This is a genomic window from Shinella zoogloeoides (genome assembly GCF_033705735.1).
In the GTDB taxonomy this organism is placed as follows: Bacteria; Pseudomonadota; Alphaproteobacteria; order Rhizobiales; family Rhizobiaceae; genus Shinella; species Shinella zoogloeoides_A.
The window spans coordinates 3090637-3113163 of record NZ_CP131130.1 but is presented as its reverse complement, the minus strand read 5'-3'; the positions used below and the strand labels follow the sequence as shown (position 1 = coordinate 3113163).

Annotated in this window: 18 protein-coding genes and 1 riboswitch; of the genes, 13 read left to right on the top strand and 5 right to left on the bottom strand. The window is 65.2% G+C overall.

All coding sequences use genetic code 11. The annotated features are described in order from the left end of the window. Window positions 1–7: 7 nt before the first annotated feature. Window positions 8–1165 (top strand): OpgC family protein, encoded by a 1158-nt coding sequence (locus ShzoTeo12_RS15450; protein ID WP_318910253.1) that lies wholly within the window; start codon window positions 8–10, stop codon window positions 1163–1165. Window positions 1166–1178: 13 nt separating this feature from the next. Here the strand turns inward: ShzoTeo12_RS15450 and ShzoTeo12_RS15445 are convergent, their stop codons facing one another. Further along, on the bottom strand, window positions 1179–2936 hold the full coding sequence (locus ShzoTeo12_RS15445) for a glucan ABC transporter ATP-binding protein/ permease (RefSeq protein WP_318910252.1): 1758 nt from the start codon (window positions 2934–2936) through the stop codon (window positions 1179–1181). A gap of 303 nt (window positions 2937–3239) precedes the next feature. Here ShzoTeo12_RS15445 and ShzoTeo12_RS15440 point away from each other — a divergent pair, with 303 nt between their 5' ends. The 3 genes from ShzoTeo12_RS15440 (at window position 3240) to ShzoTeo12_RS15430 (ending at window position 8346) form a co-directional block, all read left to right on the top strand. Further along, the gene (locus tag ShzoTeo12_RS15440) at window positions 3240–3980 is read left to right on the top strand and encodes a helix-turn-helix transcriptional regulator (protein WP_119257860.1); all 741 of its coding nucleotides are present in this window, start codon (window positions 3240–3242) and stop codon (window positions 3978–3980) included. Between the two features lie 223 nt (window positions 3981–4203). Beyond that, window positions 4204–7662: a pyruvate carboxylase gene (pyc, locus tag ShzoTeo12_RS15435; RefSeq protein WP_318910251.1), complete on the top strand. Its 3459-nt coding sequence runs from the start codon at window positions 4204–4206 to the stop codon at window positions 7660–7662. 132 nt (window positions 7663–7794) lie between these two features. After that, entirely contained in the window at window positions 7795–8346 is a 552-nt protein-coding gene (locus tag ShzoTeo12_RS15430; RefSeq protein WP_318910250.1) for a GNAT family N-acetyltransferase, read from the top strand. 149 nt (window positions 8347–8495) lie between these two features. Here the strand turns inward: ShzoTeo12_RS15430 and ShzoTeo12_RS15425 are convergent, their stop codons facing one another. From ShzoTeo12_RS15425 to acnA, 3 genes are all read right to left on the bottom strand, one after another. Then, window positions 8496–8870, bottom strand: coding sequence for a DUF2794 domain-containing protein (locus ShzoTeo12_RS15425; protein ID WP_119257859.1), 375 nt, complete (start codon window positions 8868–8870; stop codon window positions 8496–8498). A 336-nt stretch (window positions 8871–9206) separates the two neighbouring features. After that, window positions 9207–9965, bottom strand: a complete 759-nt coding sequence (locus ShzoTeo12_RS15420; protein WP_413251154.1) for a DUF1223 domain-containing protein — start codon at window positions 9963–9965, stop codon at window positions 9207–9209. 157 nt (window positions 9966–10122) lie between these two features. Continuing rightward, a complete protein-coding gene (gene acnA, locus ShzoTeo12_RS15415) occupies window positions 10123–12816 on the bottom strand; it encodes an aconitate hydratase AcnA (RefSeq protein WP_318910248.1) in 2694 nt (897 codons plus the stop codon). Window positions 12817–13082: 266 nt separating this feature from the next. Between acnA and ccmA the strand changes: the two genes are divergently transcribed. The 9 genes from ccmA (at window position 13083) to ShzoTeo12_RS15370 (ending at window position 21666) form a co-directional block, all read left to right on the top strand. Next, window positions 13083–13724 carry a heme ABC exporter ATP-binding protein CcmA gene (ccmA, locus tag ShzoTeo12_RS15410; RefSeq protein WP_318910247.1) on the top strand — a complete coding sequence of 214 codons (642 nt, stop codon included), beginning with the start codon at window positions 13083–13085 and terminating at the stop codon, window positions 13722–13724. A 205-nt stretch (window positions 13725–13929) separates the two neighbouring features. Further along, window positions 13930–14589 carry a heme exporter protein CcmB gene (gene ccmB / locus ShzoTeo12_RS15405; RefSeq protein WP_318910246.1) on the top strand — a complete coding sequence of 220 codons (660 nt, stop codon included), beginning with the start codon at window positions 13930–13932 and terminating at the stop codon, window positions 14587–14589. 60 nt (window positions 14590–14649) lie between these two features. Continuing rightward, window positions 14650–15420 carry a heme ABC transporter permease gene (locus tag ShzoTeo12_RS15400; protein WP_119257854.1) on the top strand — a complete coding sequence of 257 codons (771 nt, stop codon included), beginning with the start codon at window positions 14650–14652 and terminating at the stop codon, window positions 15418–15420. Further along, a complete protein-coding gene (gene ccmD / locus ShzoTeo12_RS15395) occupies window positions 15417–15584 on the top strand; it encodes a heme exporter protein CcmD (RefSeq protein WP_313194824.1) in 168 nt (55 codons plus the stop codon). The genes ShzoTeo12_RS15400 and ccmD overlap by 4 nt, the downstream gene beginning before the upstream one ends. Continuing rightward, window positions 15581–16195, top strand: coding sequence for a DsbE family thiol:disulfide interchange protein (locus ShzoTeo12_RS15390; RefSeq protein WP_318910245.1), 615 nt, complete (start codon window positions 15581–15583; stop codon window positions 16193–16195). Before ccmD ends, ShzoTeo12_RS15390 begins: the two co-directional genes overlap by 4 nt. 257 nt (window positions 16196–16452) lie before the next feature. Continuing rightward, window positions 16453–16565, top strand: a riboswitch (TPP riboswitch). 39 nt (window positions 16566–16604) lie between these two features. Beyond that, on the top strand, window positions 16605–17612 hold the full coding sequence (gene thiB / locus ShzoTeo12_RS15385; protein ID WP_318910244.1) for a thiamine ABC transporter substrate binding subunit: 1008 nt from the start codon (window positions 16605–16607) through the stop codon (window positions 17610–17612). A gap of 28 nt (window positions 17613–17640) precedes the next feature. Beyond that, window positions 17641–19239, top strand: a complete 1599-nt coding sequence (thiP, locus tag ShzoTeo12_RS15380; RefSeq protein WP_318912463.1) for a thiamine/thiamine pyrophosphate ABC transporter permease — start codon at window positions 17641–17643, stop codon at window positions 19237–19239. Further along, window positions 19232–19951, top strand: a complete 720-nt coding sequence (thiQ, locus tag ShzoTeo12_RS15375; RefSeq protein WP_318910243.1) for a thiamine ABC transporter ATP-binding protein — start codon at window positions 19232–19234, stop codon at window positions 19949–19951. Before thiP ends, thiQ begins: the two co-directional genes overlap by 8 nt. A 236-nt stretch (window positions 19952–20187) precedes the next feature. Next, window positions 20188–21666 carry a M48 family metalloprotease gene (locus ShzoTeo12_RS15370; protein ID WP_119257849.1) on the top strand — a complete coding sequence of 493 codons (1479 nt, stop codon included), beginning with the start codon at window positions 20188–20190 and terminating at the stop codon, window positions 21664–21666. Between the two features lie 94 nt (window positions 21667–21760). On the opposite strand, the gene ShzoTeo12_RS15365 is transcribed toward ShzoTeo12_RS15370, so the two are convergent. Next, window positions 21761–22498 carry a Bax inhibitor-1/YccA family protein gene (locus ShzoTeo12_RS15365; protein ID WP_119257848.1) on the bottom strand — a complete coding sequence of 246 codons (738 nt, stop codon included), beginning with the start codon at window positions 22496–22498 and terminating at the stop codon, window positions 21761–21763. Window positions 22499–22527: the final 29 nt, after the last annotated feature.

Below are 22527 nucleotides of genomic sequence, written 5' to 3'. Positions count from 1 at the left end.
GAGTATCATGGCAGACAGACATGGACCGACAGGCGTCGTGCCGCGGCAACGCGACACGCGCCTCGATGTCTTCCGGGCCCTCGCCCTCCTGACGATCTTCGTCAATCACGTTCCGGGCCAGTATCTGGAGCACCTGACGCACAAGAACTTCGGCTTTTCCGATTCCGCGGAAGCCTTCGTGCTGATCTCCGGCATGTCCGTCGCGCTCGCCTATGGCGCGCGCTTTGCGGTCGGCGAGCGTCTCGCCCTGACGCTGCGCATCCTGCGGCGGGCGCTGACGCTCTATATCGCGCATATCATGACAAGCATCATCACCTTCGCGATCTTCGCGGGCGGGGCGTTGTGGTTCGCGCGGCCGGACCTGCTTTCGGAGATCAACCTGCGCGCCGTCGTCGACCGCACGGACGAGGGCGTCGTCAGCATGGTGCTGCTCGGCCACCAGTTCGGCTACAACAACATTCTGTCCATGTATGCCGTCGTTTTCCTGATGCTGCCCGGCTTCCTCTGGCTCTACCGGCAGAGCGCGCGCCTGCTGCTCGCCGTGTCGGGAACGATCTGGCTGTGTGCCGGCATCTGGCGGATCGCGCCGTCGAACTTCCTCGACGACGGCTACTGGTTCCTCAACCCCTTGTCCTGGCAGTTCCTCTTCGTCATCGGCTTCGTCGGCATGATGCGCGCGAAGGGGAAGGGCATTCCGCGCCATCCGTTGCTGACGGCGCTTGCTGTGGCCTATCTCACCGTCTCGATGCTCTGGGTGGTGCTGTCCTGGTGGTTCATCGACTTCTCCTACGGCCTGCCGGCGGTGCTGACGGGCTTCGACAAGACCTTCCTTTCCGCCACGCGGTTGCTGCATGTGCTGGCGGGGGCCTATCTGATGGCGACGATCCCGGCGCTTACCGGATGGGCGGCGCTGCCGCTTTCCCATCCGCTGGTGGCGGTGGGGCGGCATTCGCTTGCCGTCTTCATCTTCGGCACGATCCTCGCGATGGCCGGGCAGGTGCTGATGTTCGTCACGGGGAAGAACCCGCTGCTCGGGACACTCTACGTGCTGCTCGGCATCGCCCTCCACTTCGCCTATGCGCGCTATCTCGACTGGCAGGCCGCGGTCATCGCCAATGCAAAACGGCAGGGCCTCGAGGCCCTGCCGGTCAAAAGCGATCCGTAAGCGGTAACGCCCGTCAGGCGGCAGTGTGGCTCTTGCGCACGTCGTCGTCGGTCAGGATGCCGCTGGCGCGCAGCAGCGCGGCGAAGCGGCCGTTGCTCTGGCTGAGATCGTTGAACGTCCCCATCTCGGCGATCTGGCCGTGATCCATGAAGACCACGAGGTCGGCCTCGCGGACCGTCGACAGGCGGTGCGCGATGATGAAGGTCGTGCGATTGCGGCGGAGCGAATCGATCGCCGCCTTGACGCGTGCCTCCGTCTCCACGTCGAGCGCGCTGGTCGCCTCGTCGAGCACGAGGATCGGCGCGTTCTTCAGGATCGCGCGGGCGATGGCGATGCGCTGGCGCTCGCCGCCGGAAAGGCGGTTGCCGCGCTCGCCGACATGGGTGTCGTAGCCGCTCTGGCGCGAGGTGATGAAGTCGTTCGCCGCCGCCGCTTCGGCGGCCGCCACGATCTCCTCCTGGCTCGCGCCCTCGCGGCCGAGGCGGATATTGTCGGAGATCGAGCGGTTGAGCAGGCCCGCATCCTGGAAGACGGTGGCGATGGAGCGGCGCAGCGACTTGCGCGTCACCGTTGCGATATCGACGCCGTCGATGAGGATCTGGCCGGACTGCGGCTCGTAGACGCGCTGCAGGAGATTGACCAGGGTGGTCTTGCCGGCGCCCGTCGGGCCGACGATGGCGACCGTCTGGCCGGCTTCCGCCGTGAAGGAGACATCGCGCACGCCCTGCGTGGCATTGGCGAAGTCGAAGCTGACATTGCGGTACTCGACCTTGCCCTTCACCTCGCCGAGCTCGCCGGCATCGCTCGGCTCCTCGCGGTCCTTGACGGCGTCTTCCAGCGTGAAGAAGTCCTCCAGCTTGGCGCGCGCCTCGAAGATCTGCGTGGCGAAGGCCTTCATCTGGTCGAGGCGACCGATCAGCAGGCCCGCAAAGCCGATGAAGGCGATGACGTCGCCGACGCGGATCTCGCCCTTCTGGACGAGCACGGTGCCGATGACGAGAATCGTCATCATGGAGATGGTGGAGGCGATGCGGTTGAGCGCGCTGGCGAGCGCCCACCAGTCGAGCACCGGGAACTGAGCGTTGATCAGGCGCTCGGCAAAGCCCTTCAGCTCGCGGGTTTCCGCCTCGATGCGGTTGTAGCTGTGCACCACCGAGACGTTGCTGATCGAGTCCGACACATGGGAGAAGACGGTGTGGTAATGGTTCTCCACCGACGCCTGTCCCTCGCGCGTACGGTTCATCACCGCCTTGCCGATGACGACATAGAGCGCGCCGAGCACCACGAGCACCAGCGACAGGCGATAGTCCATCGTGAAGGCGGTCGGGATGAGGAGGGCGAGCGCGATGGCGGTGGCAAGATGCGTGCGCATGAATTCGAGCCAGAGGCCGAACAGCGTCTCGCAGGCGCGCAGCAGCGTGTGCAGCGCATTGGAGGTGCCGCGCTGGCTATGCCAGGCGAGCGGCATGGAGATGATGCGGCCGAAGGCTTCCGTCAGCAGGCTCGCGCGCCGTCCATGCGCCAGCCGGTCCGCCTCGCGGGCGACGAGCACATAGGCGATGGTGTTGAACAGGCCGAAGCCCGCCCACATCAGAAGCAGCGGCGTGACGGCGCTCTTGCTGGAGATGGCATCGATGATGCGGCCGAAAAGGATGGGCTCGGCAATGGTGATGACCGCCAGGATGACGTTGGCGGCGACGACGAGACCAACTCGAAGCTTGTAGGTGCCAAGATAGCTGAGGGCTCTTGCATAGACCTGAAACAAAGACACGGGAATGGAGCCTTTCCGGCGATACCAGTTATGCGGTGCAGCGAGCACCTTCTGTCCCTTCGCTGCGGGTATTAATCAGCGGAAGCGACAAAAGTTCTTCCGCGTCAAGCAAATTTCATGACCGCCCTGACATCTTGCGTGATTTTCTCATTTTCACGGCAGCCATGCATGCAAGACGATTGATTTTCAGCATGCGATCCTGCCATTTGTAAGGCGGGGAATATGAATGGGGCGCTTGGGCCGGTTGTCGGCCGGGTTCAGCTTTATCAGTTGGTTAAACAAAGCTAGTCAAGCGCGGGGCATATGAATATCAACTTGCTGGTGCAATTCCTTGCACTGATCGACGAGTTGCGCGATCGGGAAGAGGCGACAGCCGAATTCGAGCGTCTGCTGACGCTTTGCGGCTTCGATTATTACGGTCTCCTGCTGGCGCCGAGGCCGGTGGACGAGCCGTCCCGCCTGCTGCTTGCCGGCCGCTGGCCGGAGGGCTGGCCCGAACTCTACCTGCGCAGGCGCTACATGCAGATCGACCCGACCGTGCGCTATCTCGGCCATGCCCAGCAGGGCTTTCGCTGGCGTGATACGCTCGGCGCCTTCCGCACGAGCCCGCATCGCAAGCGCATGGAACGCATGATGGTGGACGCCCGCAACAAGGGGCTTGAGGACGGCTATGTGTTCCCTATCCACGGCCGGCGCGGCCTCATCGGCAGCCTCAGCATCGGGGGCAAGCCGGTGGACCTCGAAAGCGTGGAACTCGGTCTCTTCGACAGCATCGCCCGGCGGCTTTACTGGAAGCTGGTCCATGCGGTCGATCCGGAGACCGCCGGCCGGCTTGCCGAGGTGGTCGACGTGGAGTTGACTCGCCGCGAGATGGAGGCGCTGACGCTGCTTGCCGAAGGCATGACCTCGCATGAGATCGGCCGTACCCTCGGCATATCCAGCCATACCGTCGACTGGTACATGAACGGCATTCAGGAAAAACTCGCCGCGCGCAACCGCCATCACGCCATCGCGATCGCCTTCAGGCTGGGGCTGGTATCCTAGCAGGTTTGTAGCCGCAGAATCGCCTAAGCGATTGCAAATAAACGATTTTCGGCGTGAAAACGCTTCGCGCCCCCGTCGCGATTGTTTCCAGCGGCGCAAATCTTTTGTTCCGTGACGACTCCAAAATTGCACTTTGGAAATTACCCGCTAATAATTCTCTTCGCGGGTGCAGCATTTTCCCGTTTTCCAAGCCGCCGCTTTCCAAGTCAATGAGGAGTCCGACTTGCCCATTTCCAAGATCCTTGTCGCCAACCGTTCAGAAATTGCCATACGCGTGTTCCGCGCGGCCAATGAACTGGGGCTGAAAACAGTCGCGATATGGGCCGAGGAAGACAAACTTGCGCTGCACCGTTTCAAGGCGGACGAAAGCTACCAGATCGGCCGTGGTTCGCATCTTTCGCGCGACCTCGGCCCTATCGAGAGCTATCTGTCGATCGAGGAAGTGATCCGCGTCGCCAAGCTTTCCGGCGCCGACGCCATCCATCCCGGCTACGGCCTGCTGTCGGAAAGCCCGGAATTCGTCGATGCCTGCGATGCCGCCGGCATCACCTTCATCGGCCCGCGCCCGGCCACCATGCGCCAGCTCGGCAACAAGGTCGCCGCGCGCAACCTCGCCATTTCCGTCGGCGTGCCGGTCGTGCCGGCGACCGATCCGCTGCCGGACGACGAGAAGGAGATCCACCGCCTTGCGGAGGAGATCGGCTATCCCGTCATGCTCAAGGCCTCCTGGGGCGGCGGCGGGCGCGGCATGCGCGCCATCCGCGATCCGAAGGACCTGATCCGCGAGGTGACGGAAGCCAAGCGCGAGGCCAAGGCCGCCTTCGGCAAGGACGAGGTCTATCTCGAAAAGCTCGTCGAGCGCGCCCGCCACGTCGAAAGCCAGATCCTCGGCGACACGCACGGCAATGTCGTGCATCTCTTCGAGCGCGATTGTTCCATCCAGCGCCGCAACCAGAAGGTCGTCGAGCGCGCGCCCGCGCCCTATCTTTCGGATGCGCAGCGCCAGGAGCTCGCCGACTATTCGCTGAAGATCGCCAAGGCGACCAGCTATGTCGGCGCCGGCACGGTCGAGTACCTGATGGATGCCGACAGTGGGAAGTTCTACTTCATCGAGGTGAACCCGCGCATCCAGGTCGAGCACACCGTCACGGAAGTCGTGACCGGCATCGACATCGTCAAGGCGCAGATCCACATCCTCGACGGCCATGCCATCGGCACGCCGCAGTCGGGCGTGCCCGCACAGGCGGATATCCGCCTCAACGGCCATGCCCTCCAGTGCCGCATCACCACCGAAGACCCGGAGCAGAACTTCATTCCCGACTACGGCCGCATCACCGGCTATCGTTCGGCCTCAGGCTTCGGCATCCGCCTCGACGGCGGCACGGCCTATCCCGGCGCGGTGATCACCCGCTTCTACGATCCGCTGCTGGTCAAGGTCACGGCCTGGGCGCCGGATCCGCTGGAGGCGATCGCCCGCATGGACCGCGCGCTGCGCGAGTTCCGCATCCGCGGCGTCGCGACGAACCTCACCTTCCTCGAAGCGATCATCACCCACGAGCGCTTCCGCGACAACAGCTACACGACCCGCTTCATCGACACGACGCCGGAGCTCTTCCAGCAGGTCAAGCGCCAGGACCGCGCCACCAAGCTGCTGACTTACCTCGCCGACGTTACCGTCAACGGCCATCCGGAGGCCAAGGGCCGGCCGAAGCCGCCGGCCGACGTCGCCAAGCCCGTCGTACCCTTCATCGAGGGGGAGATCGTCCCCGGCACCAAGCAGAAGCTCGATGAGCTCGGACCGAAGAAGTTTGCCGAGTGGGTGCGCGCGCAGGGCCAGGTGTTCCTGACCGACACGACCATGCGCGACGCGCACCAGTCGCTGCTCGCCACCCGCATGCGCACGCATGACATCGCCCGCGTCGCCGGCACCTATGCCCGCGCCCTGCCGCAGCTCTTCTCGCTGGAATGCTGGGGCGGCGCGACCTTCGACGTCTCCATGCGGTTCCTGACGGAAGACCCGTGGGACCGGCTTGCCCGCATCCGCGAGGATGCCCCGAACCTCCTCCTCCAGATGCTGCTGCGCGGGGCGAACGGCGTCGGCTACAAGAACTATCCCGACAATGTCGTGAAGTATTTCGTGCGCCAGGCAGCCAGGGGCGGCATCGACGTCTTCCGCGTCTTCGACTGCCTCAACTGGGTCGACAACATGCGCGTCTCGATGGAGGCGGTCGCGGAAGAGAACAAGATCTGCGAGGCGGCGATCTGCTATACGGGCGACCTGCTCAATTCCGCCCGCCCGAAATACGACCTCAAATACTACACCGCCCTTGCGAGTGAGCTGGAAAAGGCCGGCGCGCACATGATCGCGGTGAAGGACATGGCGGGTCTCCTGAAGCCGGCCGCCGCGCGCGTGCTCTTCAAGGCGCTGCGCGAGGCGACGGACCTGCCGATCCATTTCCACACCCACGACACCTCGGGCATTGCGGCGGCGACCGTGCTTGCCGCCGTCGAATCCGGCGTCGATGTGGTGGATGCGGCGATGGATGCGCTTTCCGGCAACACGTCGCAGCCCTGCCTCGGCTCGATCGTCGAGGCGCTGAAGGGCTCCGAGCGCGATCCGGGCCTCGATCCCGAATGGATCCGCCGCATCTCCTTCTACTGGGAGGCCGTGCGCTTCCAGTACGCCGCCTTCGAAAGCGACCTCAAGGGGCCGGCCTCGGAAGTCTATCTGCATGAAATGCCGGGCGGCCAGTTCACCAATCTCAAGGAGCAGGCGCGCTCGCTGGGCCTCGAAACCAGGTGGCATCGCGTCGCGCAGGCCTATGCCGACGCCAACCAGATGTTCGGCGACATCGTCAAGGTGACGCCCTCCTCCAAGGTGGTGGGCGACATGGCGCTGATGATGGTCTCGCAGGACCTCACGATCGCCGATGTCGAGAACCCGGCCAAGGACATCGCCTTCCCGGAATCGGTCGTCTCCATGCTGAAGGGCGACCTCGGCCAGCCCCCGGGCGGCTGGCCGGCCGGTCTCCAGAAGAAGGCGCTGAAGGGCGAGACGCCCTATACGGCCGTGCCCGGCTCGCTGCTGCCGCCGGCCGATCTGAATGCCGAGCGCAAGGCCATCGAGGACAAGCTGGAGCGCAAGGTCGACGACTTCGAGTTCGCCTCCTACCTCATGTATCCGAAGGTCTTCACCGACTATGCGCTGGCCGCCGACCTTTACGGCCCGGTCAGCGTGCTGCCGACGCCGGCCTATTTCTACGGCCTTGCTCCCGGCGAGGAGCTTTCGCCGGAGCTGGAGAAGGGCGTTTCCCTCGTCATCCTGCATCAGGCGAAAAGCGAGCCCGACGAGCAGGGCATGGTCAAGGTGTTCTTCGAGCTGAACGGCCAGCCGCGCCTCATCAAGGTGCCGGACCGCAACCGCGCCGCCACCTCGGCCGTGCGCCGCAAGGCCGACAGCGGCAATACCGCCCATCTCGGCGCGCCGATGCCGGGCGTCATTTCGACGGTCTCGGTCTCGGCCGGCCAGACGGTCAAGGCCGGCGACGTGCTGCTCTCCATCGAGGCGATGAAGATGGAAACGGCGCTGCATGCCGAAAAGGACGGCATGATCTCGGAAGTGCTGGTCAAGGCCGGCGACCAGATCGACGCCAAGGACCTCTTGATCGTCTACGGCGCCTGAGCCTGCCGGCAGGAAGTCCGCATGACGGGGGGATGGGGTTAACCCCATCCCCTCTTTGCCCTTGCGCTTGCGCAATTCCGGCCGCAAAACGCTGCCACTCTATCAGAATTGTTCAATGAAACGCAGGCTTCCATGAGCTTCGTCATCCGCACCGCCGCGCTCGGCGATATCGCCGCCTTCACCGAAATCTACCGCGAATCCGTGCTGAACGGCGTGGCGAGCTATGAGATCGACCCGCCGACGCTCGACGAGATGGAAGCGCGCTTCACGGCGATCACCGGAAAGGGCTATCCCTATATCGTGGCGGTGGAGCAGACCGGCCTCATCCTCGGCTATGCCTATGCCTCGGCCTTCCGCACGCGGCCGGCCTATCGCTGGCTGGTGGAGGACTCGGTCTATCTGGCGCCGGAAGCGCGCGGCAAGGGTGTCGGCAAGGCGCTCTTGGCCGAGCTCATCCGCCGCTGCACGGGTCTCGGCTTCCGCCAGATGGTGGCCGTCATCGGCGGCGCGCACCCGGCTTCCATTGCCGTCCACAGCGCCGCCGGCTTTGCGCATTCGGGCCGTATGACGGCGACCGGCTTCAAGCACGGCCGCTGGCTGGATACGGTCTTCATGCAGCGCCCCCTCGGCGACGGGGCGGAGACGGAGCCGTCGGTGGCGGACTATCCGGGGACGATGGGGTGAATTGAAGGGGATCGGGGTAGGCCGTAACCTCCTCTCCGTCATGCTCGGACCTGACTAGAGCATCCACGCAGCCAATGCCGAGCTACTTGAATCCTCGGGTCAAGCCCGAGGGTGACTTCATTGGAAGCGGGAGAAGGGGAAGGGCGGGCTTACGTCTCGACGAGACGCAGCACCTTGTCGAAGACCTTCAGCACCTGGTTCAGCTCGTGCCCACGCTTCAGGATCATGCCCTGCTGGTTGACGACGCTGTAGGCGCCCTGCTTGGCGGCGAGCTTCGGGTTCTTCTCCACCCGGTAGAGCGGCATTTCGCCGGATCGCTTGAAGATCGAGAAGACGGCCTTGTCGCGCATATGGTCGATGGCATAGTCGCGCCATTCGCCTTCGCCCACCATGCGGCCATAGACCCAGAGGATCGCATCGAGTTCACGGCGGTGGAAGGTCACCGGCAGCGGATCCTTGCTGTTGCGGTATTCCTTGAGGTCGACCACGACACTGGACGCCTGCAAATCCGGCTGATCGGTCATCGAATCTCCGCACCTCGTCTGTGACGGCTGCGTGACAGTGTGCCTGAGCGGCGCTGAAATGCAAGCTGGATGGGCCGAAAGCGGCGATTTCGCAAAAATCCGTCCCGCCGCATTTCAGACAAACAGAAGCCCAAATTAAAAGAGAGAGTTCGCCCGTCGCGGCCCGTACCAGTCTGTTGCCTCAAGCAGGAAGCCGGTTCGGAACGGTGCGCGACTGTCGAAGTTGCCCTGTATCCGTTGCCGGCAGCTTCGTCCCGGTCCGGTCCGTCTTTCTTCGAACCCTCAAGCCCCAGCCCCTCGAAGAAGCCGGACCGGACCTCCCCCGCGGGGGAGGATTTACCGTGATGCCTCGTCGCCTGCCAGAACCGTCGCCCCGAGGATCGCGCCGGGCGTGTCGGCCGTCTTCATGCGCTGGAGAAGCACGGCGCAGCCGCCGGGCTTTTCCTTCTTCTTCAGCATGTCGGCGGGAAGCACCAGATTGGTCTCCTTGCCCTCCCACATGCCGATCGTTTCCATATTGGTCACGGCGTGCCAGTAATTGACGGTCTTGCCGCGATTCTCGCCCTTGTCGATATTGATCGAGCGTTCGCGCTCGAAATAGGCGATCACGATATTGGCCTTGCCCTGCCCGGCTCCGACGTGGATGCGCAGCTCGTCGTTCTTCACCTCGACAGTCACCGGCACGTCGAGCCCCTTGCCTTCCTTCGGCAGGGAATCGAGGCGGGTGCGGATGCCGGAAAGGTCGGCGCCGTTGATGTGCTCGCGGCCGTTCAGCACGGCCTGGGGCGTATAGACGCCGTTGCGGCCGAACATGCGGGCATAGGCATATTGCCGTGCGGTGTTGTCCTTGGAGGCGAGCGTGTCCGCCCAGCCGAGATAGTTCCAGTAGTCGACATGGTAGGCGAGGGCGACGACCTTGCCTTCGCGTGCAAGCGTCTCGAGCGCCTTGTCGGCCGGCGGGCAGGAGGAGCAGCCCTGGCTGGTGAAAAGCTCGACGACGCCCTTCGGCGCGTTCGCTTCCTGTGCATGGGCGACGCCGGCGCCGAGCGTCAGCAGGATCGCCAGACATTCCGGTACATACGGTCTCGGCATGATCATTTCCAATGCAATGCCGGCCGCAGGCCAGCCTTTTCAGCCGTCTTACGCCCTTGCCGCTTCAACAGGAAGTCACGATGGAGTGAGATTTTTGCCCTCGAAAACGAAAAATGCCGGGGCTTTCTGCCCCGGCACTTCGTTTTCAGCCGTTGGTGGCTCAGGCGGCGAGGTCGCGCAGAACGGTCTGCAGGATGCCGCCGTTGTTCATGTAGGTCACCTCGTCCAGCGTATCGATGCGGCAGAGGAGCGGAACTTCCTTCACCGTGCCGTCGGAGTAGGCGATCCTGGCGATCTTCTTCTCGCGCGGCTTGATGTCGCCTTCCAGGCCCTCGATCGTGACGACTTCGTCGCCCTTGAGGTCGAGCGAAGCCCAGGTCGTGCCTTCCTCGAAGACGAAGGGCACGACGCCCATGCCGACGAGGTTAGAGCGGTGGATGCGCTCGAAGGACTGCGCCACCACGGCCTTGACGCCGAGCAGGTTGGTGCCCTTGGCCGCCCAGTCACGCGAGGAGCCGTTGCCGTATTCGACGCCGGCGAAGATGACGAGCGGAACGCCCTCGGCTTTGTACTTCATGGCCGCGTCGTAGATCGACATCTCTTCCTTGGACGGATAGTGGATCGTGTAGCCACCTTCCTTGCCGTTCGGACCGAGCATGTGGTTGCGGATGCGGATATTGGCGAAGGTGCCGCGCATCATGACTTCATGGTTGCCGCGGCGCGTGCCGTACTGGTTGAAGTCCGCGACTGCGACGCCGTTATCCGTCAGGTACGCACCAGCCGGGGAAGCCGCCTTGATCGAACCGGCCGGCGAGATGTGGTCGGTCGTGATCTTGTCGCCGAAGAGACCGAGGACGCGCGCGCCTTCGATGTTCTTGAGGCCCGAGCCGGTCTTGCCCATGCCCACGAAATAGGGCGGGTTCTGCACATAGGTCGACTTGTCGTCCCAGGCATAGGTCTGGCCTTCCGGCACCTGAACGGCCTGCCAGTTCTCGTCGCCCTTGAAGACGTCGGCATACTTCGTGGCATAGAGCTCACGCGTGACGTACTTCATGATGAACTCCTGGATCTCCTTGGAGGAGGGCCAGATGTCCTTGAGGTAGACGGGGTTGCCGTTCTGGTCCTCGCCGAGCGGTTCCTTGGTCAGGTCCTTCTGGACCGAACCGGCAAGCGCATAGGCGACGACGAGCGGCGGGGAGGCGAGGTAGTTCGCCTGCACGTCCGGCGAGATGCGGCCTTCGAAGTTGCGGTTGCCCGAAAGGACGCCCGCCGCGATCAGGCCCTTGTCGTTGATCGTCTTGGAAATCGGCGCCGGCAGCGGGCCGGAATTGCCGATGCAGGTCGTGCAGCCGAAGCCGACGAGGTTGAAGCCGAGCTTGTCGAGGTCGGCCTGCAGGCCCGACTTGGCGAGGTATTCGCCGACGACCTGCGATCCCGGTGCCAGCGACGTCTTGACCCACGGCTTCGTCTTCAGGCCCTTGGCGACCGCATTGCGGGCGAGAAGGCCGGCGGCGATGAGGACCGAGGGGTTCGACGTGTTGGTGCAGGACGTGATGGCGGCGATGGCGACGTCGCCGTGGCCGATATCGTAGTCCGTGCCTTCGACGGCGTAGCGGTTCGAAAGCTGGCCGGGCTTCTTGTAGTCGTTTTCAAGCGCCGTGGCGAAGTTCGGCGCGATGTTTTCCAGCGGGATGCGGCCTTCCGGACGCTTCGGGCCGGCCATGGCCGGGACCACGTCGCCGAGGTCGAGTTCGAGCGTGTCGGTGAAGACGAGGTCGGAGCCGTCGCCGTCACGCCACATGCCCTGCGCCTTCGAATAGGCTTCGACGAGGGCGATGCGCTGCTCTTCGCGGCCGGACATGGTGAGGTAGTTGACAGTCTCGCCATCGACCGGGAAGAAGCCGCAGGTCGCGCCGTATTCCGGGCCCATATTGCCGATCGTCGCGCGGTCGGCGAGCGTCATGTTGTCGAGGCCGGGGCCGAAGAATTCGACGAACTTGGAGACGACGCCCTTCTTGCGCAGCATCTGCACGACCATCAGCACGAGGTCGGTCGCCGTGACGCCTTCCTTGAGCTTGCCGGTCAGCTTGAAGCCGATGACCTCAGGCAGAAGCATGGAGACCGGCTGGCCGAGCATGGCGGCTTCGGCTTCGATGCCGCCCACGCCCCAGCCGAGAACGCCGAGGCCGTTGATCATGGTCGTGTGGCTGTCCGTGCCGACACAGGTATCCGGGTAGGCGACGATCTCGCCGTCTTCTTCCTTGGTCCAAACCGTCTGGCCCAGATATTCCAGATTGACCTGGTGACAGATGCCGGTACCCGGGGGAACGACGCGGAAGTTCTTGAAGGCCTGCTGGCCCCACTTGAGGAAGCGGTAGCGCTCGCCGTTGCGCTGGTATTCCAGCTCGACGTTGCGGGCAAAGGCCGTCGGCGTGCCGAATTCGTCGACGATGACCGAGTGGTCGATGACGAGGTCGACGGGAACGAGCGGGTTGATCTTCTCCGGGTCGCCGCCGAGCGAGACCATCGCGTCGCGCATGGCCGCAAGGTCGACGACGGCGGGAACGCCGGTGAAGTCCTGCATCAGGACGCGCGCCGGGCGATAGGCGATCTCGTTTTCGACCGTGCCCTTGTTCGTCAGCCATTCGGCGACGGACAGGATGTGCTCCTTGGTGACCGAGCGGCCGTCCTCGAAGCGCAGCAGGTTCTCAAGAAGCACCTTCATCGAGTAGGGCAGCTTCGAGACGCCGGCAAGGCCGTTCGCTTCGGCCTTGGGCAGGCTGTAGTACACATAGTCGGTGCCGTTGACCGTGAGGGTCGAGCGACAATTGAAACTGTCTAGGGATTTGGACACTTTATACCCCGTCTCGTCTGGCGCCAGAAAGCTGACGTACGAACGCCCGAGCGCCTGAGGCGCGAATGGGATGCGGGTGCGGCCATTTCCGCTGTCCGTACGCGGAAATCATTCCCGTGTTCGGCGCTTGGATGAAATTCACGCCGACCGCTGGCGTGTTGCGGGCGTTATAGATAATTTCTAAGAAACGATCCAGAGCGCCTGACGGTAAATCGGGACAATTTTTTTGCGTTGCGACCAAGGTCGTAAAGGGAAAGTGAAAAGCCATGCGGCTCGTCGCCGAGGGATTGAGCGCCAAGCGCGGCGAAGACCTGATTTTCCAAGATATTTCCTTTGAAATCGGTAGCGGCGAAGCCCTCGTCGTCAAGGGGCCGAACGGCTCCGGCAAGTCGACGCTGCTGCGGGTTCTGGCGGGCCTCCTGCCGGCGCATGCGGGAACCGCGAAATTCCTTGCTGCAGCGCAACCGGCCGGCCAGATCGGTGAGGCCGCGCACTATCTCGGCCACCGCAACGCGATGAAGCGAGAGCTCACCGTCGAGGAGAACCTGTCCTTCTGGAAATCCTTCTTTGGCGATTTTGTAGGTGGGGCGGGCGTGCCGGTCATGAAGGCAGTCGAGGCTGTCGGCCTCGGCGGCATCGCGCATCTTCCCTTCGGCTATCTCTCCGCCGGCCAGCAACGGCGCATGGCCATGGCCAAGCTTCTCGTTGCCTGGCGCCCGGTCTGGATCCTCGACGAGCCGACGGCGGCTCTCGACGCGGCTGCGGAAACCATGTTCGCGGGCCTCGTGACCTCTCACCTTGCCCGCGGCGGCATCGCGATTGCCGCGACGCATCAGCCGCTGGGGCTGGAAGGGGTGACGGAGCTGCGGATGACGGGTTTTGCCGGGGTCATGGAGGATGTGTGGTGATGGTCGTGTCCGTGGCTACCCCCCTCTGCCCTGCCGGGCATCTCCCCCACAAGGGGGGAGATTGGCAAGAGGTGCAAGCCCAGCCCAAACAGAAACGTCAAAGAGGAAGTAAAGCATTGCCCCACCCAATCTCCCCCCTTGTGGGGGAGATGCCCGGCAGGGCAGAGGGGGGTGAACCAAGCCCTCGAAGCCTAAGGAGTGCCGCATGATCGCCCTCCTCTTCCGCGACCTGAAGCTCTCCGTGCGCGCCGGCGGCGGCGCACTGGTCGGCGTCCTCTTCTTCATGACTGTTGTCGCCGTCATTCCCTTCGGCGTCGGGCCGGACCTCAATCTCCTTGCCCGAATCGGACCTGCCATCCTCTGGATCGGCGCGCTGCTCGCCTCCCTCCTCGGCCTCGACCGGCTGTTCCAGGCCGAGCGCGAGGACGGTTCGCTCGACCTTCTCCTGATGCAGGAGACGCCGCTGGTGCTGACGGTCTTCGTCAAGTGCCTCGCCCATTGGCTCGCGACCGGCCTGCCGCTCGTCATCGCCTCGCCGCTGCTCGGCCTCTTCATGAACATGGACGAGATCGCCATCGGCGCGACGACGCTGACGCTGCTTGCCGGCACGCCCGCCATCACCTTCATCGGTGCGGCCGGCGCGGCGGTGGCGGTGGCGCTGCCGCGCGGCGGGCTGCTCGTCTCCATCCTCGTGCTGCCGCTCGCCATTCCCGTTCTGATCTTCGGGGTGAGCGCGGTCTATGCGGCGATCCAGGAACCGGCGCCCTTCCTGCCGCCCTTCCTCATCCTCGTCGCGCTCAACCTCGCCTTCGCCGTCATCGGCCCGGTCGCCGCGGCTGCGGCCCTTCGTCTTTCGAGCGACTGACGAGAAAGTGATTGCTGCAGATCAATTGAAGACCGGGTGCTTCCGCGTTAAAGAACCATCATGAACGAACCGAGCCTTGCCATCCGCAAATTCAGCGACCTCGCCAACCCGACGCGGTTCCTGGCGCTGGTCGCCATCGTCTGGCCCTGGCTTGCCGGGCTGACGCTCTGTCTCTTCGCGGCAGGGCTCTACCTCTCCTTCACCACGACGGGCGATTACCAGCAGGGCGAGACGGTGCGCATCATGTATGTGCATGTGCCGGCCGCCTGGCTCTCCATGATGTGCTATTCGGTCATGGCGCTCTCGGCGCTCGGCACGCTCGTCTGGCGCCATCCGCTCGCCGACGTCTCGGCCAAGGCCGCCGCGCCTATCGGCGCCTGTTTCACGCTCGTCGCGCTCATCACCGGCTCGCTCTGGGGCAAGCCGATGTGGGGCACCTGGTGGGTGTGGGACGCGCGGCTCACCTCCGTCTTCGTGCTTTTCCTGATGTATCTCGGCCTCATCGCGCTCGGCCGTGCCATGGACGATCCGACGCGTGCCGCCAAGGTCAGCGCCGTGCTGATCCTCGTCGGCTTCGTCAACATCCCGATCATCAAGTTCTCGGTCGAGTGGTGGAACACGCTGCACCAGCCGGCGAGCGTCATCCGCATGGGCGGGCCGACCATCGACCCGGAATTCCTCTGGCCGCTCCTCATCATGGCCGTCGCCTTCACCATGCTGTTCTTCACGCTGCATATCCTCGCCATGCGCAACGAGATCCTGCGCCGCCGCATCGCGGTGCTGCGCCGCCATGCAGCCCGCGCCGCCGGCCGCGCGGGAGGCGCCGCATGAGCCATACCTTCTACGTCGCGGTGTCCTACATCGCCGCCTTCGCCGTCACGCTCGGTCTCGTGCTCTGGGTCTTCATCGACCATCGCGGCCGCCGCCGCGAGATCGAGCAGCTCGAAGCTGCCGGCATCCGCCGCCGTTCGGCGCGCAGCGAGGGCAATCCATGAGCGAGAGCGAAGGCAATGCCGAGGGCGCGGGCAAGCGCACGCGCCTGATCCTCGCCGCGCTGCCGCTGGCAATCTTCCTCGGCCTGGCGCTGATCTTCTGGACGCAGCTCAATTCCGGCCGCGACATCTCGGAAATCCCCTCCGCGCTGATCGGTACCAAGGCGCCGTTCCGCGATCTCGAGCCGCTCGCCGGCGCCACGAAGGACGGCGCGCCCGTCCCGGCACTGACGGCGCAGACGGGTAAGGGCAAGCTGACGCTCGTCAATTTCTGGGCCTCTTGGTGCGTGCCGTGCCGGCAGGAGCATCCGGTCATCCTGGCATTGTCGAAGGACCCGCGCATTACCGTCGTCGGCGTCAACTACAAGGACGGCAGCGAAAATGCGCTGCGCTTCCTCGGCGAGCTCGGTAATCCCTTCTCGGCCATCGGCCTCGATCCCGTCGGCAAGATGGCGATCGACTGGGGCGTCTACGGCATCCCGGAATCCTATCTCGTCGGGCCGGATGGGACGATCCTCTACAAGCGGGTCGGTCCGTTCGATGAAAAGAGCCTGAAGGGCGGGCTCTATCCGGCCATCGAGAAGGCGCTCGGGACGCCCGCTGCGGGCGGCTGATAACTCTCAAAAGGGTTGGGTAATCGCGGGAGCGCTCGCCCCTCATCCGGCCTGCCGGCCACCTTCTCCTTGGCTGCGGGGCGAAGGGATATGCCGCGCCGTTTTCCCCAATCAGCAACCGTTCGTGGGGCAAGTCCCCTCTCCCCGCTTGCGGGGAGAGGGTTAGGGTGAGGGGCAGCCCCATGCAGGGCCGTCTTCCGTCACACGGTTTCCGCCTCCACCCCTTGCGCGCCGAAGCGCGCGGGATTATGCCTTCTTTCGCTCTAACGGGGTGCCCCGCGGGTTTTTGACCTGCCGGCTGAGAGGCGTTTGCCAACCCGAAGAACCTGATCCGGCTCGTACCGGCGGAGGGATTAGACGGCTCAATCCAGCGCCCTATTCCCGTTTGTGACCAGACAAGGAGGCGCTGATGCGCGCGGCATTTCTTTCTTCCATCGCGGTGCTCGCCGCAACCCTCGCCTTTCCCGCCTTCGCGCAGGAAAAGACGCTGACCGTCTACACCTATGAGAGCTTCGTTGCCGAATGGGGCCCGGGGCCGAAGGTCAAGGAGACCTTCGAAAAGACCTGCGGCTGCAAGGTCGAATGGGTCGGCGTCGCCGATGGCGTCGAGCTTTTGACCCGCCTCAAGCTGGAGGGCGAGGGCACCAAGGCCGACGTGGTGCTCGGTCTCGACACCAACCTGATCTCGGAAGCCAAGGCGACCGGTCTCTTCGAGCCGCACGGCCTGAAGCCGGAAGGCCTCACCGTTCCGGGCGGCTTCTCCGACGACACGTTCCTTCCCTACGACTACGGCCACTTCGCCGTCGTCTACGATACCGAGGCGCTGAAGACCCCGCCGGCAAGCCTCAAGGAACTGGTCGAGGGCGACCCGTCGCAGAAGATCGTCATCGAGGACCCGCGCACCTCGACGCCCGGCCTCGGCCTGCTGCTCTGGGTCAAATCCGTCTATGGCGACAAGTCGGCGGAAGCCTGGGCAAAGCTGAAGAACCGCGTGCTGACCGTCACCCCCGGCTGGTCGGAAGCCTATGGCCTCTTCACCAAGGGCGAGGCGCCGATGGTGCTCTCCTACACGACGTCGCCGGCCTATCATGTGATCGCGGAGAATACCGAGCGCTACAAGGCCGCCGCCTTCTCCGAGGGTCATTACATCCAGATCGAGGTCGCCGGCCTGACGCGCACCTCCCATGACAAGGACCTCGCCCGGCAGTTCCTCACCTTCATGACGGGGCCGGATTTCCAGTCGATCATCCCGGAAACCAACTGGATGATGCCCGCCGCCAAGACCCGCGATCCGCTGCCGGCCGCCTTCGACGCGCTGGTGAAGCCGGAAAAGACCTTCCTGATGCCGTCCGACGAGGTCGCGGCGAACCGCAAGGCCTGGATCGACGAATGGCTCGGCGCGATGAGCGCGAAATAGGATGATCTTCGCCCGCGCCGAACGACGGATGCTGGATATCGCCGGGGGCCTTGCCCTCGGCGGCGTGCTCGTCTTCGTCGGCGCGGCGACCGCCGTGCTGCTCGCCCATGCGGGCGGCGGCAGCGGTGCGCCGCTGCTCGATGCCTATATCGGCCGCGTCGCCCGGTTCACGCTGATGCAGGCGGCGCTTTCGACGCTGCTCTCCGTCCTGCTCGCCATTCCTGTCGCCCGGGCGCTTGCCCGGCAGCGGACCTTTCCCGGCCGCGTCTGGATCGTTCGCCTCTCCGTCGTGCCGCTCGGCCTGCCGGCGCTGGTCGCCGCGCTCGGCGTCGTCGGGATCTGGGGGCGGCAGGGCGTCGTCAACGATCTCCTGCGCCTTGCCGGCCTCGAAAGCCCGGTCAGCGTCTACGGGCTCGCCGGCATCCTCATCGCCCATGTCTTTTTCAACCTGCCGCTCGCCGCACGCTTCATGCTCGCCGCGCTCGACCGCATTCCGCCGGAATACTGGTTGTCCTCGGCCAATCTCGGCATGGGGTCAGGTGCGGTCTTCCGGCTCATCGAATGGCCGGTCATCCGCCGCGTGCTGCCGGGCATCGCCGGCCTCGTCTTCATGCTCTGCGCGACGAGCTTCACCATCGTGCTCACCCTCGGCGGCGGGCCGGCGGCCACGACCATCGAGGTCGCGATTTACCAGGCGCTGCGCTTCGATTTCGATCCTGAGCGCGCCGTGCTGCTCGCCTTCCTGCAGATCGCGGTGACGGCGGCGCTGCTCTGGCTCATCTCGCTCTTCGGCCGTCCGCCGGAGGAGGGCATGACCGCCGGCCGCGCCATCCGCCGTTTCGACGGCCGTCGGCGGCGCGTCCCGGATGGCCTTGTCATCCTCCTTTTCACGCTCTTCACCGCCGCCCCGCTCGCCGCCATTCTCGTCTCGGGCCTTGCCGCCGATTTCGGCAGGCTGGCTGCCGATGCGCAGCTCCACCGCGCGCTCGCCACCAGCCTTGCCATCTCGCTCGCCTCCGCCGCCCTCAGCCTTGCCGTCGCCCTTCCCGTCGTGCTGGTGCCACGCCTTGCCGAAAGCGGTGACGGCGGCGGCGCCACGCGGCTGACGGGCCGCGCGCTGCCGGCGGTCGGCTCGCTGATCCTGCTCGTGCCGCCGGTCGTCGTCGCAACCGGCTGGTTCCTGATGCTGCGCACCTTCGGCGAGACGGGCCGCTTCGCGCCCTTCGTCGTCACCGTGCTCAATGCGCTGATGGCGCTGCCCTTCGTCATCCGCGTGCTGGAGCCCGCCTATCGCACGCATCTCTCCCGCACCGCGCGCCTTGCGCTCAGCCTCGGCGTCACCGGCTGGCGGCGCTTCCTGCGCATCGACTGGCCCGCGCTGAAAAAGCCCTTCCTCACCGCCTTCGCCTTCGCCATGGCGCTGTCGCTCGGCGATCTCGGCGCCGTCGCCATTTTCGGCGCGGAGGGCTTCGTCACGCTGCCCTGGCTGCTCTATTCCCGCATGGCGAGCTACCGCACGGCCGATGCCGCGGGCATCGCGCTGATCCTCGGCGTGCTATGCCTGCTGCTGACGCTGCCCTCGACCGCCGCCGAGCGCCAAACCGAAAGACCCGGCTCCGATGCCTGATCCCGCCATTTCCCTTGCCGATGTCACCGTGCGCTTCGCGGAAAAGAGCCTCGCCTTCGATTGCGCCATTCCGGCAGGGGCCGCCGTCGCCGTCGCCGGCCCCTCGGGCGCTGGCAAGTCGACGCTCTTCAACGTCATCACCGGTTTCGAGAAGCCGGCAAGCGGCAGCGTGAGGTTGTTCGGCGAGGATATGGCCGGCCGCGATCCGGCGGAGCGGCCGGTCTCCATCGTCTTCCAGGACAACAACCTCTTCGCCCACCTTTCCGCCGCCGACAATATCGGCCTCGGCGTCGATCCGGGCCTGAGGCTGGATGCGGCTGGCCGTGAAAATGTCAGCGCCGCGCTCGCCCGCGTCGGCCTTGCCGGCTACGAGAAGCGCCAGCCGGGCTCGCTTTCCGGCGGCGAGCGGCAGCGCGTGGCGCTCGCCCGCGCGCTGGTGCGCCGCCGGCCGATCCTGCTGCTCGACGAGCCCTTCGCCGCGCTCGACCCGGCCATGCGGGCGGACATGGCGCGGCTGATCGCCGAGCTTCATGCCGAGACGAAGAGCACGCTCCTCTTCATCACCCACCAGCCCGAGGATATCAGCCGCCTTGCCGAGCGGGTGCTGTTCCTGGAGGCCGGCTCGATCCTCCTCGATGCGCCGGCGGCGGATTTCCTTGCACGCCTCGAACCACCTCCCGTTGCAAAATTCCTCGGCCGTTCCGGCCTTTAACGCGGGGCGGGGCGATTTGACCGGAGTAGACGCCACAATTTGGTCGCCCCCCTGTGTCACCGGAGCCACAGGAAAACCGTTTGTCGAATCGGGAGTTGCCGGCCGGGTATGGCGCGTCTATCTCATCCGTTCGAAGGCGATGCGCGCTCGCGCCGCGGCCGAAGGCTGTGGCACGGGCGCGAACCCATTCAGGGGCTTGGGCAAGAGACATGGCGAAAGCGACGCAGGGAGCTGCAATGGTATCCGGGCGCGGGGTCGTGAGACCCGTCGCGGCCCTGCTGCTCGCGGGCACGCTGCTTTCGGGCTGCCAGTCGCTCATCGAGCAGAGCTATGAGCCGACGATCTCGCCCTCTTCCAATCCGCAGATCGTCGAAGAGGTGCAGAAGAACGATCCGCGCGCCCAGATGGGCGCCCGCGAGCATCCGCGCATCGTGGCGAGCTACGGCGGCGAATACAAGGACGCCAAGACCGAGCGGCTCGTCGCCCGCATCACCGGCGCGCTGACGGCCGTTTCGGAAAACCCGAACCAGTCCTACCGCATCACCATCCTCAATTCGCCGGCCATCAACGCCTTCGCGCTGCCGGGCGGCTATCTCTACGTGACGCGTGGCCTGCTGGCGCTCGCCAACGACGCTTCGGAAGTCGCTGCCGTGCTGTCGCATGAAATGGCGCATGTCACCGCCAACCACGGCATCGAGCGGCAGAAGAAGGAGGAGGCCGAGGTCATCGCGAGCCGCGTCGTCGCCGAGGTGCTGTCCAGCAACATTGCCGGCAAGCAGGCGCTGGCGCGCGGCAAGCTGCGCCTTGCCGCCTTCTCGCGCAACCAGGAGCTCCAGGCCGACGTCATCGGCGTGCGCATGCTGGGCGAGGCGGGCTACGATCCCTATGCGGCCGCACGCTTCCTCGATTCCATGGCCGGCTATGCCCGCTTCACCGCAGTCGATCCGGAGGCCGACCAGAGCCTCGACTTCCTGTCGAGCCATCCGAACGCGCCGCAGCGGGTCGAGCTGGCGCGCCTGCATGCCCGCGCCTTCGGGGCGGAGGGCACGGTCGGCGACCGCGGCCGCGACTACTATCTCGCCGGTATCGACGGCCTTCTCTACGGCGACGCGCCGGAAGAGGGCTATGTGCGCGGCCAGACTTTCCTGCACGGCAAGCTCGGCATTCGTTTCGACGTGCCGGAAGGCTTCCAGATCGACAACAAGGCCGATGCGGTTCTGGCGACCGGTCCCGGCGACGTCGCGATCCGCTTCGACGGCGTCGCCGACAGCAAGGGACAGGATCTCGTCAACTACATTTCGAGCGGCTGGGTGACGGGCCTCAGGCCCGAGACGATCCGGCCGGTGTCGATCAACGGCCTGCCGGGCGCGACCGCGCGGGCCGCCGCCGACCGCTGGGAATTCGACGTCACCGTCGTGCGCATCGACAACCAGATCTACCGCTTCCTGACGGCGGTGCCGACGGGCTCCAAGGCGCTGGAGCCGACGGCGGCGATCCTCAGGAACTCGTTCCGCAAGCTGACCGCGGAGGAAGCCGCCTCGCTGAAGCCGTTGCGCGTGCGCGTCGTCACCGCCCGCCCCGGCGATACGATCGCCTCGCTCTCGGCGCGCATGATGGGGACGGAGCGCAAGCTCGATCTCTTCCGGCTGATCAATGCCATGACCGCGACGAGCACGGTCAAGCCGGGCGACAAGTTCAAGATCATCACCGAATAAACGGCAAGGTTGCCGGTCGCGCCTTCCGGATGCGCAAACAAAAACCCCGCCGTTTCCGGCGGGGTTTTTTCATCGGCCATCCGGCCTGCTGGCATCAGTCGCGATTGCCGAGGAAGCGCAGCAGGAACAGGAAGAGGTTGATGAAGTCGAGGTAGAGCGTCAGCGCGCCCATGATGGCCTTGCGGCCGGCCATGGCGACGTCGTCGGCCTCGAAGTACATTTCCTTGATCTTCTGCGTGTCCCACGCCGTCAGGCCAGCGAAGACCAGAACGCCGATCGCGGAGATCGCGAAGTCGAGCGCCGAGGACTTGAGGAACAGGTTGACCAGCGAGGCGATGATCAGGCCGAAGAGGCCCATGACCAGGAACGAGCCGATCGCGGAGAGATCCCGCTTCGTCGTGTAGCCGTAGAGCGACAGGGCGCCGAAGGCGGCGGCCGAGACGAAGAAGGTCTGCGCGATGCTGGCGCCGGTGTAGATCAGGAAGATCGACGACAGCGACAGGCCCATCAGGCCGGCATAGACCCAGAAGGTCGTCTGTGCGGCCGAAACGCTCATCGTGTGGATGCGGAAGCTCAGGAAGAAGACCAGCGCGAGCGGGGCGAGCATCACGACCCAGCGCAGCGGGCTCAGATAGATCGCCTGGCCGAAGGCCGTGAGCTGGCCGCCGGAAATCGCGGCCTGGGAAGCGAAGAACGCCACGAGGCCGGTGATCGCAAGACCCAGCGCCATCAGGTTGTAGACCCGAAGCATATAGGAGCGCAGGCCCTCGTCGATGACGGCGCCGGCCTGGGCGCCCGCCGGTCGGGTCTGGTAATTGCGGAGATCAGCCATGTTGTCCTCTTGGTTCAAGCCCCATGGGA